The sequence below is a fragment of the Staphylococcus sp. GDY8P72P genome, from assembly GCF_016890655.1.
Classification (GTDB): Bacteria; Bacillota; Bacilli; order Staphylococcales; family Staphylococcaceae; genus Staphylococcus; species Staphylococcus arlettae.
The window spans coordinates 1-12,897 of sequence record NZ_JAFEQJ010000020.1; the positions used below are offsets into that span (position 1 = coordinate 1).

General features: G+C 31.7%; 12 protein-coding genes, 2 tRNA genes and 1 pseudogene. 3 read left to right on the forward strand and 12 right to left on the reverse strand.

Annotation, left to right across the window (positions count from 1 at the left end; genetic code table 11):
* From JVU85_RS09030 to JVU85_RS09055, 6 genes and pseudogenes are all read right to left on the reverse strand, one after another.
* A pseudogene (locus tag JVU85_RS09030) lies at positions 1–159 on the reverse strand (helix-turn-helix domain-containing protein); the annotation flags it as partial.
* Between the two features lie 140 nt (positions 160–299).
* Entirely contained in the window at positions 300–752 is a 453-nt protein-coding gene (locus JVU85_RS09035) for a MarR family winged helix-turn-helix transcriptional regulator (RefSeq protein WP_002510124.1), read from the reverse strand.
* A 229-nt stretch (positions 753–981) separates the two neighbouring features.
* Positions 982–1,800: a 1,4-dihydroxy-2-naphthoyl-CoA synthase gene (gene menB / locus JVU85_RS09040; protein ID WP_002510125.1), complete on the reverse strand. Its 819-nt coding sequence runs from the start codon at positions 1,798–1,800 to the stop codon at positions 982–984.
* Positions 1,793–2,599 carry a 2-succinyl-6-hydroxy-2,4-cyclohexadiene-1-carboxylate synthase gene (gene menH, locus JVU85_RS09045; protein WP_002510126.1) on the reverse strand — a complete coding sequence of 269 codons (807 nt, stop codon included), beginning with the start codon at positions 2,597–2,599 and terminating at the stop codon, positions 1,793–1,795. Before menH ends, menB begins: the two co-directional genes overlap by 8 nt.
* A complete protein-coding gene (menD, locus tag JVU85_RS09050; protein ID WP_002510127.1) occupies positions 2,586–4,268 on the reverse strand; it encodes a 2-succinyl-5-enolpyruvyl-6-hydroxy-3-cyclohexene-1-carboxylic-acid synthase in 1,683 nt (560 codons plus the stop codon). Before menD ends, menH begins: the two co-directional genes overlap by 14 nt.
* Complete coding sequence (locus JVU85_RS09055; protein WP_002510128.1) at positions 4,261–5,613, reverse strand: isochorismate synthase; 1,353 nt, start codon at positions 5,611–5,613, stop codon at positions 4,261–4,263. The genes menD and JVU85_RS09055 overlap by 8 nt, the downstream gene beginning before the upstream one ends.
* A 182-nt stretch (positions 5,614–5,795) precedes the next feature.
* On the opposite strand from JVU85_RS09055, the gene JVU85_RS09060 reads away from it, so the two are divergent.
* The gene (locus JVU85_RS09060) at positions 5,796–6,734 is read left to right on the forward strand and encodes a 1,4-dihydroxy-2-naphthoate polyprenyltransferase (RefSeq protein WP_021459265.1); all 939 of its coding nucleotides are present in this window, start codon (positions 5,796–5,798) and stop codon (positions 6,732–6,734) included.
* Between the two features lie 101 nt (positions 6,735–6,835).
* Here JVU85_RS09060 and JVU85_RS09065 read toward each other — a convergent pair whose 3' ends face one another.
* On the reverse strand, positions 6,836–7,390 hold the full coding sequence (locus JVU85_RS09065; RefSeq protein WP_002510130.1) for a GNAT family N-acetyltransferase: 555 nt from the start codon (positions 7,388–7,390) through the stop codon (positions 6,836–6,838).
* A gap of 184 nt (positions 7,391–7,574) precedes the next feature.
* On the opposite strand from JVU85_RS09065, the gene JVU85_RS09070 reads away from it, so the two are divergent.
* On the forward strand, positions 7,575–7,784 hold the full coding sequence (locus tag JVU85_RS09070; RefSeq protein ID WP_002510131.1) for a TM2 domain-containing protein: 210 nt from the start codon (positions 7,575–7,577) through the stop codon (positions 7,782–7,784).
* Between the two features lie 341 nt (positions 7,785–8,125).
* Here the strand turns inward: JVU85_RS09070 and JVU85_RS09075 are convergent, their stop codons facing one another.
* Complete coding sequence (locus tag JVU85_RS09075) at positions 8,126–9,022, reverse strand: ABC transporter substrate-binding protein (RefSeq protein WP_193325302.1); 897 nt, start codon at positions 9,020–9,022, stop codon at positions 8,126–8,128.
* Positions 9,023–9,453: 431 nt separating this feature from the next.
* Between JVU85_RS09075 and JVU85_RS09080 the strand changes: the two genes are divergently transcribed.
* Positions 9,454–10,950, forward strand: coding sequence for a glycosyltransferase (locus tag JVU85_RS09080; protein ID WP_151507991.1), 1,497 nt, complete (start codon positions 9,454–9,456; stop codon positions 10,948–10,950).
* Positions 10,951–11,011: 61 nt separating this feature from the next.
* Here the strand turns inward: JVU85_RS09080 and JVU85_RS09085 are convergent, their stop codons facing one another.
* From JVU85_RS09085 to JVU85_RS09100, 4 genes are all read right to left on the reverse strand, one after another.
* Positions 11,012–11,500, reverse strand: a complete 489-nt coding sequence (locus JVU85_RS09085; RefSeq protein WP_204172355.1) for a GNAT family N-acetyltransferase — start codon at positions 11,498–11,500, stop codon at positions 11,012–11,014.
* A gap of 285 nt (positions 11,501–11,785) precedes the next feature.
* Positions 11,786–11,874: transfer RNA gene (locus tag JVU85_RS09090), tRNA-Ser, on the reverse strand.
* A 2-nt stretch (positions 11,875–11,876) separates the two neighbouring features.
* Positions 11,877–11,951, reverse strand: a tRNA-Asn gene (locus tag JVU85_RS09095).
* Positions 11,952–12,093: 142 nt separating this feature from the next.
* On the reverse strand, positions 12,094–12,657 hold the full coding sequence (locus tag JVU85_RS09100) for a competence protein ComK (protein ID WP_031266496.1): 564 nt from the start codon (positions 12,655–12,657) through the stop codon (positions 12,094–12,096).
* Positions 12,658–12,897: the final 240 nt, after the last annotated feature.

Below are 12,897 nucleotides of genomic sequence, written 5' to 3' on the forward strand. Positions count from 1 at the left end.
TCTATAAGTTTCACCATTTCGATACCATCGCCACCAAGTTTTTACCTGTGTGCTATTTTTGATATTTAATGCTTCCATAATTTCTTTTACAGTATATCAAGCTTCTTTCATTTCAATCGTTTTATATTTTGTTTCTATTGAATAAGACATTATTTTCATAGAAAAAACACCTCCGTATGATTCATTTTAAATGAATTCAACGAAAGTGTTTTTATTTTATTCCCACTAATTGGGGTCAGTTCAAGCATTGTAGGGTTGTTTTTTATTATGTAATATTGGACTACATAGTCACATGAAAGTTATGATTCATTGGAATTTTCTACTACATTAATTTGTGTGAATTTTTTTAATATTTTGTGATATTGACGCGTATCTTCTTCTTCCATATCAAATTGATTAAATACTTCTTCTGAAATTTTATTAAAATGTCGTTTTAACTCAATGCCTTCAGCTGTCAACTGAACCTTCACACGTCGTTCATCTTCTAGTGTTCGTGTACGTTGGATTAGATTTTTCTTTTCCAATCGTTTAATTATTGGGCTTATCGTCCCTGAGTCTAAATATAATTTTTCGCAAAGCGTTTTTATATAGATTGGAATATTATTTTCTATATACAGCAACACAATATAATTGGGGAAACTAATATTATATTGCTTTAAATATTTGTTAAAACGATTAACGAATTCTTTAGTAGAAACATAAAATAAAAAGCATAGTTCTTTTCTTGCATCTTCTCCGTATTCATTATTCATCGACTACTCACCTCATTAATTATAATATAATATCTAAATTAATGTGTGTCAAATATATATTTTAATTAAAACAAAATTCATTAAATTAAGTGTTAATTTTTTTATATTTATTTATCTGGTTGCTAATTCAACTATATTAAATTCATAAAATTATTAGTACATATTTAATTTAGTTAAAATAAAAAGCTCGAAGGTAGCATTTTCCACCTTCGAGCTTTTCTGTATTGATTTATGGGAATTTTGGAAATTGATCAAAATCAGGATCACGTTTTTCTTTAAACGCATCACGGCCTTCTTTTGCCTCATCCGTTGTATAGTATAATAATGTAGCATCGCCAGCCATTTGTTGTAGACCTGCTAAACCATCAGTGTCAGCATTCATAGCAGCTTTTAAGAAACGTAAAGCAGTCGGTGAATGTTGCATAATTTCTTCACACCATTTAACAGTTTCATCTTCAACTTCAGCTAAAGGTACTACAGTATTTACTAAGCCCATATCCAATGCTTCTTGTGCATTATATTGGCGACATAAGTACCAAATTTCACGAGCTTTTTTATGTCCAACGATACGCGCTAAGTAGCCTGAGCCATAACCCGCATCAAATGAACCAACTTTTGGACCTGTTTGACCGAAAATAGCGTTATCTGCAGCAATCGTTAAATCACATACGACGTTTAATACATTACCGCCACCGATTGCATATCCTCTAACCATTGCAATAACCGGTTTAGGAATAATTCTAATTAAACGTTGTAAATCTAACACATTTAGACGAGGAATTTGGTCGTCACCTACATAACCACCGTGTCCACGTTTTTTCTGATCTCCACCTGAACAAAATGCTTTATCGCCTTCACCAGTTAAAATAATAACTGAGATACGTTGATCATCTCTAGCACGTGTAAATGCATCTATCATTTCTTGTACTGTATTAGGTGTAAACGCATTACGTACTTCTGGACGATTGATCGTTACTTTGGCAATACCATTGTAAAATTCATATTTAATTTCTTTGTATTCTTTAATTGTTTCCCACTGTCTAGTCATTTTGCTCCTCCTTATTTAAAAAACCTACTACTATTTTATCAAATTCTGAAGCATCTTCCACATGAATTGTATGTCCAACGTGTGGAACTTCATAAAATTTGCTGCGTGGTATTAAATTAGTCATCTTATTACCGATGGCAACAAACTTTTGATCTAACGCTCCTGCCAATATAGCAACAGGAATATCAATATGTGTTATTTCTGACCATAAACTAGGCATATAGCCACTGCCATAGTCTCGTAAAGCTTTGGCCAATTTATACGGATCTTGATTCATTCTCATATTACGTATTCTTTTACGTATTGGCTTTTCAAGTTCATATTGCGTGTAAAAGAGTGGAAGTTTTTCCCAATCATTGACAAATATTTCAAGGCCAGCAATTTCCAAAACTTTAGCTCTAGCATTATCAACATTTTGACGCTCTTCGCGCTCACTGTCAGTTGCAATGCCAGGAGAAGTACTTTCTAAAATAAGCCCTGTAAGTGCCATATTACCGTATAAGGCATAATATAAGGCGACTCTACCGCCCATAGAATAACCATGTAAGTAAATATTATAACTTGCATATAGTCGGATAACTTCATCTAATTGTTGTGCAATAAAATCAAAATCCCATGTCACATCATTCGCTGAAATATCATCTCCATGCCCTGGTAAATCAATTGTTAAGACATTTGCATGTTGATTCAAAGTATCAATATGGTCATCAAAACTTGAATGATCACTTATAAAACCGTGCAATAATATTATTAAATTATCAGTAGTTATTTGTGCACCATGAAAATTATAATGTAGCATTGATAATGTCCCCCAATTTTTGATACAAGGTTTGATGTTGTAATTGATTGGAGTCTCTCTCAGTTATAATTTCATAAATATGTGAGCCAAATTGCGATAATGATTCATATTTAAAATCTGCCATTGTTTCAAATTTATGGAACGCAAAATCATACAATAACGCTGTATGCTCAAAATTCAATCCTGTTGGCGTACCAAATAATCGTTCAAAATAAGGTTCTGCAGCATTTTTTTGAGGTAGATAAGAAAAGATGCCACCACCATCATTATTCAGTAACACGATATTTAAATTAATATTATTTAATTTAGCCATTAATAAGCCATTCATATCATGATAAAATGCTAAATCACCTATTAGTAATGTAACTTTTTTGTGGACAGCCATCCCAATCGCTGTCGAAACAACACCGTCAATACCGTTTGCGCCTCGATTCGCATATACTTCAGCTTCACAATTAATGTATAAGTTATCAACATCTCGTATTGGCATACTGTTACTTACAAATAATGCATCTTTATCAGTCAGTTTATCTAGTAAATGACCCACATATGCACCTTCATCTGTAGCTGACTGTATATAATCTCTCACTTCATTTTGTGCACGCACTTCTAACAACTGCCATTTTTCTAGCCATTGTTTACGTTCTACAGTCACTGTTTCTGATAATTGTCTAAAGAAATCATTCGCTGACATTTCATAAGAAATATGCGGTGCTATTGGAAAAGCATCTGGTCGATCATTATTTTGAATCAAAATTTGATATGCAGATGTTTGAGTCAACCAACGATTAATAACTTTGGAAATAACTGGTTTTCCTACACGAATTATAAAGTCTACCTCAAGTTCGAGACCCGCTCTAAACATCAAATCATACGTACTAATTACATTTGGATGTTTAATTTTTCTTAATTGACTTAAAGGGTCTGCCAGTATTGGTAAGTCGTGAATAGTCGCATATGTTAAAATTTGGTCTACTTCTTGATGTTGCATATCTCCTACCAAAATAAGACCGCGTTTCTTTTTAATAATTGTCGCAATTTCATTTAGTGTTGTCGTTTTTTGATAATGTGGTAAAGCTTTATTATCTGACGTTAACCAACTCACCTTTGTTAAATCTGGTGTAAGTGGTTCCCTAAACGGCAAGTTGAAATGGATTGGTCCACGATGTGGTCCATATAAATGTTGACTTGCTTTTTGCATTTGAAAAGCAATAGTATCCATCATTTTTTCACTATTTTCACCACTGTCAACAAGAGGAAAATCAAACTGGTATTGGACATAGTTTTCAAACATTTGTATTTGATTAATCGCCTGTGGTGCGCCAATGCCTCTCAATTCATGTGGTCGATCACTTGTGAGTAATACTAAAGGCAAACGACTGATTTGACTTTCAGCCACTGCTGGAGTGTAATTGGCAGCAGCAGTGCCTGAAGTACATAATACAGCTACAGGTTTCTCGCTACCCTTCATCAAACCTAAAGCAAAAAAAGCCGCGCTTCTTTCATCTGGATGTATCCATGTTGTTAATTTAGGGTGAGCTTCAATTGCTATAGCTAATGGTGTTGAGCGCGAACCTGGACTAATAACAACTTCTCTTATGCCATATGCATATAATTCCGATGCCAAAGTATAAACTTGTTTAGTTAAGGCTTCTACATGTTTAGTCATTTCCATCTACTCCTAATGCTCTCATCATTGGTGTGAATTTAACTGCAGTCTCTTCAACTTCACTATCTGGATCTGAATCATGTACAATTCCACAACCAGCAAATAAAGTTGCTTGTTGATTTTTTATCAACATTGAACGTATCGCCACAATAAACTCACAATCATCATACATATCAATAAAGCCTACTGGTGCTCCGTATAATCCACGCGTACCAAATTCATTTTTTTCGATATAGCTAACCGCTTCATCTTTCGGAAAACCACCTAATGCTGGTGTTGGATGTAAATGATCTATAAGTCCAATATAAGATTCATTTGTCAACGTTCCAGTTATCTCTGTAAGTAAATGGTACAGGTGATCATTTGTTAATATTTTAGGTGATTCATTGTAATTAACTTCATTGACATATGGTTTAATATCATTAAGTATGCTATCCACAACAAATTGATGTTCATTTAAATTTTTAGTGTCTTGTAGGAATTGTTCAATATTCCTCAAGTCCTCTGCTTCATCGTGGGTACGCTTAATTGTACCTGCAACTGCTTTCGTATAAATCACATCATTTTTTACTTCCATTAACTGTTCTGGTGTTTGTGAGAAAAAGATACTATCTTCTGATTCCAACACAAATAAATAGCTATTTCGTTCGGATTGCATTGCTTGATTTAAAATAAATGGTATTTTAATTTGTTTTTCAAATTGAATCATACGTTTACGAGCTAGCACAATTTTATTGTTTTCATTTAATTGTGCAATAGTATCACGTACTAAATCACGCCATTCTTCTTTATAAATATCTTCTATACGTTTGACCTTCCCTAAGTCATCGTGTATAACTGTCGTATTTTGTGTTAAATGTTGAATCACAGCATTAAATTTAGCTAATTCAAATGTTGCTCGTTTTGTAGTATAAGTAATATAAGTACTGCCTTCTGTCATAGTTACTAATACTTCGGGCAAAATAAAATGATTAATGCCAAATTGACGCCATTCATCGCCTGATTTGTGTGATGAAAACTGAAAACCACCACAAATCTTTAAGTGATGTTTATCTGAATTCGGATGTATAAGCTCTATATCATTTTTATATTTTTCCCATTCCCGGAATATAGATTGTTTATTTTCGAAATCATTTTTAAACCTATTAATAGCGCGATAACCAAAGAATGACATCGTATTATCATTTTTTTTGAAGAAAAATCGGTCGTCAGCACTGTCTTCAGTTATTTGGAATAACATTGTCGGGTCAAGTTCATAGTCTATTTTGGCTTCTACCGAAACCCATGTACGGCTACTATCGTATACAGCTGAGACAATTTTGTCTTCCTTGACGTCCACAGTCATCTAGTTCACTTCTTTCATAATTCTAATTTACTCATTAGTATATTGTACCATCTTTCACAATGTGTGTACGCATTCTTGCTTAATTCTTACATAAGAAACTTTACGTAATTTGACCTTTAATACAACTTCTATTAAAATTACTTTATTAAAATATAAATAATAGAATAAGAGGTAATTAAACTATGGCTTCTCAATATCAACAATATTCAACTGTGAGAAAGTATTGGCAACTTATGAGACCTCATACACTTACAGCAGCAATTGTTCCAGTCTTAGTTGGTACAGCTACTGCAAAAATATTTTTACTAGGTAGCGAAGACCACATTAAAATCAGTTTACTTTTAGCCATGCTTCTAGCTTGTTTATTAATTCAAGCTGCAACAAACATGTTTAATGAGTATTATGATTTTAAAAAGGGTCTAGATGACCATACATCAGTAGGTATCGGCGGCGCAATTGTTCGCAATGGAATGAGTCCTAAGCTAGTCATGAATCTTGCAATTGCTTTTTATATTATTGCCGCACTACTCGGCATATATTTAGCTGTCCAAAGTTCGTTCTGGATTCTACCTATTGGTCTAGTGTGTATGGCAATTGGATACTTATACACAGGTGGCCCTATGCCAATATCTTGGACACCTTTTGGCGAATTATTCTCAGGTGTGTTTATGGGCGGAATAATTATACTTCTTGCCTTTTTTATCCAAACTGGCAACCTACAAACGTTAGTAGTATGGATTAGCGTACCAATTATCATTACAATTGGCTTAATCAACATGGCTAATAACATAAGAGACCGAGTTAAAGATAAAGAAAGTGGACGCTTAACTTTACCTATTGTTTTAGGTAAAGCAAATTCCATCCGCTTCTTAGCATTAATGTACATTGTTGCTTATGCGTTTGTCGTTTACATTACATTTTTCATACCTGGTGGTTCAATTTTCTTTTTATTAGCTTTACTGTCATTTCCATTGCCTGTTAAAGCAGTTCGTAGGTTTAAAAAGAATGATACACCTGCGACAATGATGCCAGCTATGGCAGCTACTGGTAAAACTAATACATTCTTCGGAGTGTTATATGCGTTAGGTATTTATATAAGCGCACTTCTTGGAGGCATTTAAGTCTTAAAATTAAGTGTCTCTCAAATGTTATACATCAACCAGCGCGAGAGTGCTAAATCAAAGTAGTTATCTTTGATTGGTACTCTCGCTTTTTTGTTGATTTATTGTTGGTAAATCATATGTCTGTGTTTATGACCATATAAATCGATATCACTATCAGTGACGAAACCAAATTTATTGTAGACATAAAAAGCTCGTTCATTGTGATAATCACAATTTAAGCTCCATTTTTCGTGTGGTGCTAGATCAATTACATATTGTATTAATTGTGTAGCGACACCTCTACCACGATAATTAGGAAAAGTTGCGATTGTTTCAATGTAGTATTCATCATCTTTTGCTTCTTTCATAGGCATTGGTGTGCCTAATGCAGCAACATCATGATCTAAGTCCATGTCTAACCATGCCTTTTCATATTCCAATTCTTTCTCCCCTGGATATGCAATTAAACACCCTGCTACATTGCCATCGATTTCATATACCCATATATTATTTAAATTTCCACGATATGGTACTTCGACTATGCTACGTTCAAGAATTGACAACAATCTTTCTCGCTCTACAAATTTCACCATATCTACTTCTAATTCATCCCATATGATATAACACAGTTGTGCAATAGCTGCTTTATCTTTCGCTTCTGCCTTTCTTATCATTTTTATATCTCCTTTTGCCTAAATTCTTTATCCTTTTCATTATATAATAACTTGAACTAGTAATTGAAATAATTAACTATCTATCTTTAAAAACTATTGTTATTATGACAATAAATGTTATTAATCTTCTTTTGTAAGTAATATTGTTATAATAAAGAAAAAGAAAGAAAGGGTTTTTAGAATAATGAAAGTTAACAAAGTTATTTATGTAGTTTTAGCCTTTTTCCTTGGTTGGATAGGAGTTCATAAATTTTATTCAAATCAAGTACTACAAGGTATAATGCACATCATCTTCTTTTGGACCGGCATTCCATATATCATCGCTATAATTAGTGGAATTATTACGATATTTTTCAAAAAAGCAGATGATGAAGGCATGATTTACTTCCCTTAATTTACATGATTACTATTTAAAGTTTAATTTTTATAGACTTAACTTAAAGAATTTGGGTAAATAAATAATATTGAGTTGTAACAACTTAGGAGGTATAAAAAATGCAACAAATTATACAACGTGTACTAAGAGCAGTAGCTGTTAGTTTTATCATTAGAGGCATAAAACGCTTATTTAGCAAAAAAAATAACAAGTAATAAACACACCCCACCCTTTGTAGCACTTAATGTGACTCAAAGGGCTTTTTTGTGTAATATAACACCATGACTATGTCATTAAATTACAATAAAAAGCACTGAATGCGTGCATAATGACGACCATTCAGTGCTCTTATCATAGTATTAATTAATGTTCATGATTTCTTTCTTAAATTGTTCACCTTGTTTTTCAATTGTTATCAAGTCACTATAGATGGCTTCATCTGCATCATAATAAATCACGTTATTTTGTACTACTGCTTCATTATTTTTCCACATATCTGAAGTTGTAAATTCTGCTTTTGATTTTTTACCATCAGGCGTAGGAATCATTAAATAATCTCCTGCATAGTCATTAAATTTTTCTTTAGGTACTTTCATAAAGCGTTCTGCAGGCATAGCTTTTTGTGCCTCAGGATCTTGTTTTACTTTAAAACCATCATATAATGTGTCACTGCCTCTACCAAAACGTGGTCCAAATTGATAAATGTCTTTTTGTTGAATATCCATTATTGAAAATGTTGCATCATTACCGATGTGTTTTTTGATCTCTTTACCATCTTGTTCTAGTTTTTTCGCAACTTCATTAGCCTGTTTCTTAGCTTTATCTTCTTTATTAACAAGTTTACCATATTCTATATGTGTTTCTTTATAATCTAATTTTTGTACTTTAATTGGTACTGTTGGTGCAATTTTAGAGAATTTTTTATTATTTTTATTTTCTTTATATGTAATAATTAAATCTGGTTTTAATTTAGCTACAGCTTCAACATCTTCTGGATTTACCTTTTTCACTTTAATATTCCCTAGATATTTAGAATCTGGAAAAGCATTCGTAATCGCTACAGGTTCAACCCCTAACTTTTTCAAACTACCATAATTTGCAGTTAATAATACTTTACGTTTAGGGTTTTTAGGAATTTTCACTGTACTCCCATCTGTAGTTGTATATTCTCTTTGCTCATTTGTACTTTCTTTTTTATTACCACAAGCTGTTACAATGAAGCATAAACATAATGCTATTATTAATAATTTCTTCATATACTTTACCTCTTTTTTATCCATCATACCTTTAATCGATAATAATTATCAATATCATTTAAAGTTTTTGACTCGAATTATTTTCATCTTAACTAAAAAAGTCTCTAAAAATGTAAATATACCTACTTATTCCAAATTATAACTCCGCAGAGTGCTTAACTTTTTTAAATTCCTTCATTTAGACTTTAAATTGAAAATCAAATCTTATATACTATTTTACTGTCCATAATATTATTTCAAACAATATATAAATACTCTGGTACTATGTTAATAACTTATAGCTAATTTTTTATAATTATGCTGTAGATACTGCTATTTTTATTGCCGTAACAATCATATATTGTTGATTTTTTATAGTGATAAAATAGCTTAATAACTTACAATATGGTGTTGGGTTACCGATACTTACGAAAAACAGAAAGGATTTAAAAATGATCTATACAATAACTTCAACATTGCCATTACAACATGGCGGAAGAACAAAAGCTTTACTGAATAGAATAAAATTAATAGATCAAGCTTTAAATATCAATACAACAATTTTAACAACTAACTATAATGCCAATTATAACGATATTTATAAATCATATTTAGAAGATGAAAAAATAACAACTAATACTTATTTTGAAAACATTTATGACTGGTTAGCAGATTATAAATTACTTATTGAACCCACTACTGATAATCCCAATCAACTGACTTACCATGAAACGCCTTATGAATTATCAGGTTTTACTTCAGAAATTTCAAAAGACAAAAGCATCGTACGGTACTACGATAATGAAACGTATGTTTTATATAGACGCTATTATGACAATACTAAAGTAGTTAAATTTGAAGACTATATGTCCCCTATCAGTAAGAAAAAAGTTCAACGCTGGCAATATAATAAAAATGGCATATTGCACAAAAAAGTATATTACGCACCCAAATCTTCTCAAAAAATATTAGAAGAATTTTTCGATGTTTATGGTGCTATTTATTGTATGAAGTTTTTTGAAGATAATGCAGACAATGACTTAAGCTTTATCCAGACGTACAAGGATAAACAGCCACATAAAACTTTCACTTCAGAAAAACAATTATTTCGATATTATTTTGATAGCAAGTTCAAAGATGGCGACATAATATTTAATGATGCACGCTTATTGGATGCACCACTATTAAAACAAACAAAGCGTACTAAAAATATTTTAGTATTTCACAGTAGTCACCTTGGTAAACACAATATAAAAAGCTCATATAAATATGCTTTAAAAAACGCTGACAAAGTGACACAATACATCGTTTTAACACACCAACAAAAAGCAGATATTTTAACCAATAATGTTATAACTGAAAACAAAATTTCCGTTATACCTCATTTCATTAAACCCGTAAATATAGATACACAGCTACCACAACAAAATCGTTTCATATTTATTGGACGATTGGTACCTGAAAAACAAATAGAACATATTATTCATGCATACAAAAAATTCGTAGCTAAAGGATACTCGACTACATTAAGTATCTTTGGTAGTGGCGACGCCAATTATAGTTCATATATAAAAACACTGATTGATGATTTAGAGCTACAACAAAAAATAACAATTAATGAATATACAAATAACCCCATACAAGAACTACAACAATCCAAAGCTTCCCTTCTTACAAGTCAATATGAAGGCTTCGGTTTAACCATAATGGAAAGTATAGAAGTTGGATGTCCTGTTATTTCATATGATATTAGATATGGTCCATCCGAAATCATAACGCATGGTGAAAATGGATATTTAGTCGAAGCCAACAATATAACTGAGTTAACAGAATACATGACGAAGATCATTGACTCACCACTCAAAAGTGTTGAAACGACATCAACAGTAAAATATGACACCGCTATAAATAATTACAAACAACTATTTTCTCTATTAAATGATGCTTAATAATCATCATTTAACATAATAAAACCCATCCATTTCGAATATGGATGGGTTTTTTATGGGATTACTTCAGTATTAATTGATAGAATGCTAAATCTAGCCATTTATCAAATTTATATCCTACGCTTTTAATGTTACCACATGCAACAAAGTTGAATTTTTCATGCAATTTGATACTTCCTTCGTTATTAGCATCTATGCCAGCAACAATAGTTTTATATCCTTTATACTCTATCTCTTTAATTAATTCAGTTAACAACTTAGAAGCTATACCTTCTTTTCTAGTCTTCGGATCAACATATATCGAATGTTCCACAGTATTTTTATATGCCGGCCAATCTCTAAACGAGCCATATGTAGCAAAACCAACGACTTTATTATCTTTCACATACACCAGTACAGGTTCATTTTTTGCAAGTTTTTGCGCAAACCATGCTTGTCTATTTTCAAGTGTCACCGGATCATAAGAATAAACAGCTGTAGTATTTAATATCGCATCATTATAAATTTTCGTTATGTTGTGTAAATCTTCTTCATGTGCCAATCTAATCATTTTATCACTCCTTGCACATCATACTACTGAAGCCAAATATCATGTGCAAATTTGTGTGAGATAAACTGACATTATTCACATGACTAATACATCATATTATTTGATATTCAAAATTAGCTTTATAACTATAAATGTAAAGTAATTAAAGTGGAAGTTATAATATTTATCACCCTACATTTTATTAGCATTCGCTGTTTCTTAACATTTGGATAAAAAAAGAACGTTGCGTTAACAACGTTCTCACGATAATGTGAAGTATTCATAGTAAATACTTACATGTTATAACGGAAACGGAGGGATTCGAACCCTCGCGCCGCTTTCGCGACCTACACCCTTAGCAGGGGCGCCTCTTCAGCCAACTTGAGTACGTTTCCAATGGCTCCACAGGTAGGACTCGAACCTACGACCGATCGGTTAACAGCCGATAGCTCTACCACTGAGCTACTGTGGAATAATATGTGTCTCTCATCAAGCACAAATATAATTATATCAATTACACATAAATTTTCAAGTGTTAATGTTAAAAAAATATGCGGAATATTTACACTAATTTAATACTTTATTCCGCATATTTCATTTTTACAAGTATTTCTTTATTTATGTTCAAATAATGAGTACTTAGCTAATGCTTCATAAATATTTAATTGCGGTTTAGTATAATCGATTGGTGCATCTGGATCAAAAGTAGCAATCCTTGCTGCTCTATCCATCATATAATAGTAATAAATGGCGTTTAAATATTGATGCCTCATACTATGTGCAGAAATATCTATATTGAGTGTTTGCTCATCAACAAAAGTAATTTTGCATTTTCTGTCTTTTAATCTCTTTATATGTTGTACATAATGAATATTAATCCAAGCATTTTCATCTTTTCTGTCAGAATGGGTAGGAAAAAAGTAAGTAGGAAATAGCGGTGTAAATAATATCGGCGGTTTACTGATAATTCCAGTAATTCTAATGGTATCTTCTTTTTTAAAGTGATAGCTACTGCCATAAAAACGACATGATCTCTCAATAATTTTGTGTGTTCTATCTTTTACTTCTTCTATCTGTTGTTTATATTTTAATATTCGCGTCCCTCCATATTTTCTTTCTTTAGTGTCAATGGGTTGTATCACCATGTCTCCTTTCTTAATGACATATTTACTAAATATTGTAATCGCCTCCTCAGCTATTAATTAACAATATATTATAGTATTACTATTTTAAAATCAATTGTTTATATTATTTTCTTCTTTAATATTTCCATTAATTAAATTTCAGGGATATTTGGCTGTAAAATTCTAACTTTTAAAAGTTTCTTTTTACACTTTTAAATTCTAAAAAGTCAGAATATTCGTTGATTTCAAAAAATAATGATTGTATAATGAAATTAAATATATAGAAAGGACGTG

Bases quoted from the DNA above. Each gene is read 5' to 3' on its own strand.
- JVU85_RS09035 (WP_002510124.1), bottom strand. From the start codon at position 752: ATGAATAATGAATACGGAGAAGATGCAAGAAAAGAACTATGCTTTTTA.
- menB (WP_002510125.1), bottom strand. From the start codon at position 1,800: ATGACTAGACAGTGGGAAACAATTAAAGAATACAAAGAAATTAAATAT.
- menH (WP_002510126.1), bottom strand. From the start codon at position 2,599: ATGCTACATTATAATTTTCATGGTGCACAAATAACTACTGATAATTTA.
- menD (WP_002510127.1), bottom strand. From the start codon at position 4,268: ATGACTAAACATGTAGAAGCCTTAACTAAACAAGTTTATACTTTGGCA.
- JVU85_RS09055 (WP_002510128.1), bottom strand. From the start codon at position 5,613: ATGACTGTGGACGTCAAGGAAGACAAAATTGTCTCAGCTGTATACGAT.
- JVU85_RS09060 (WP_021459265.1), top strand. From the start codon at position 5,796: ATGGCTTCTCAATATCAACAATATTCAACTGTGAGAAAGTATTGGCAA.
- JVU85_RS09065 (WP_002510130.1), bottom strand. From the start codon at position 7,390: ATGATAAGAAAGGCAGAAGCGAAAGATAAAGCAGCTATTGCACAACTG.
- JVU85_RS09070 (WP_002510131.1), top strand. From the start codon at position 7,575: ATGAAAGTTAACAAAGTTATTTATGTAGTTTTAGCCTTTTTCCTTGGT.
- JVU85_RS09075 (WP_193325302.1), bottom strand. From the start codon at position 9,022: ATGAAGAAATTATTAATAATAGCATTATGTTTATGCTTCATTGTAACA.
- JVU85_RS09080 (WP_151507991.1), top strand. From the start codon at position 9,454: ATGATCTATACAATAACTTCAACATTGCCATTACAACATGGCGGAAGA.
- JVU85_RS09085 (WP_204172355.1), bottom strand. From the start codon at position 11,500: ATGATTAGATTGGCACATGAAGAAGATTTACACAACATAACGAAAATT.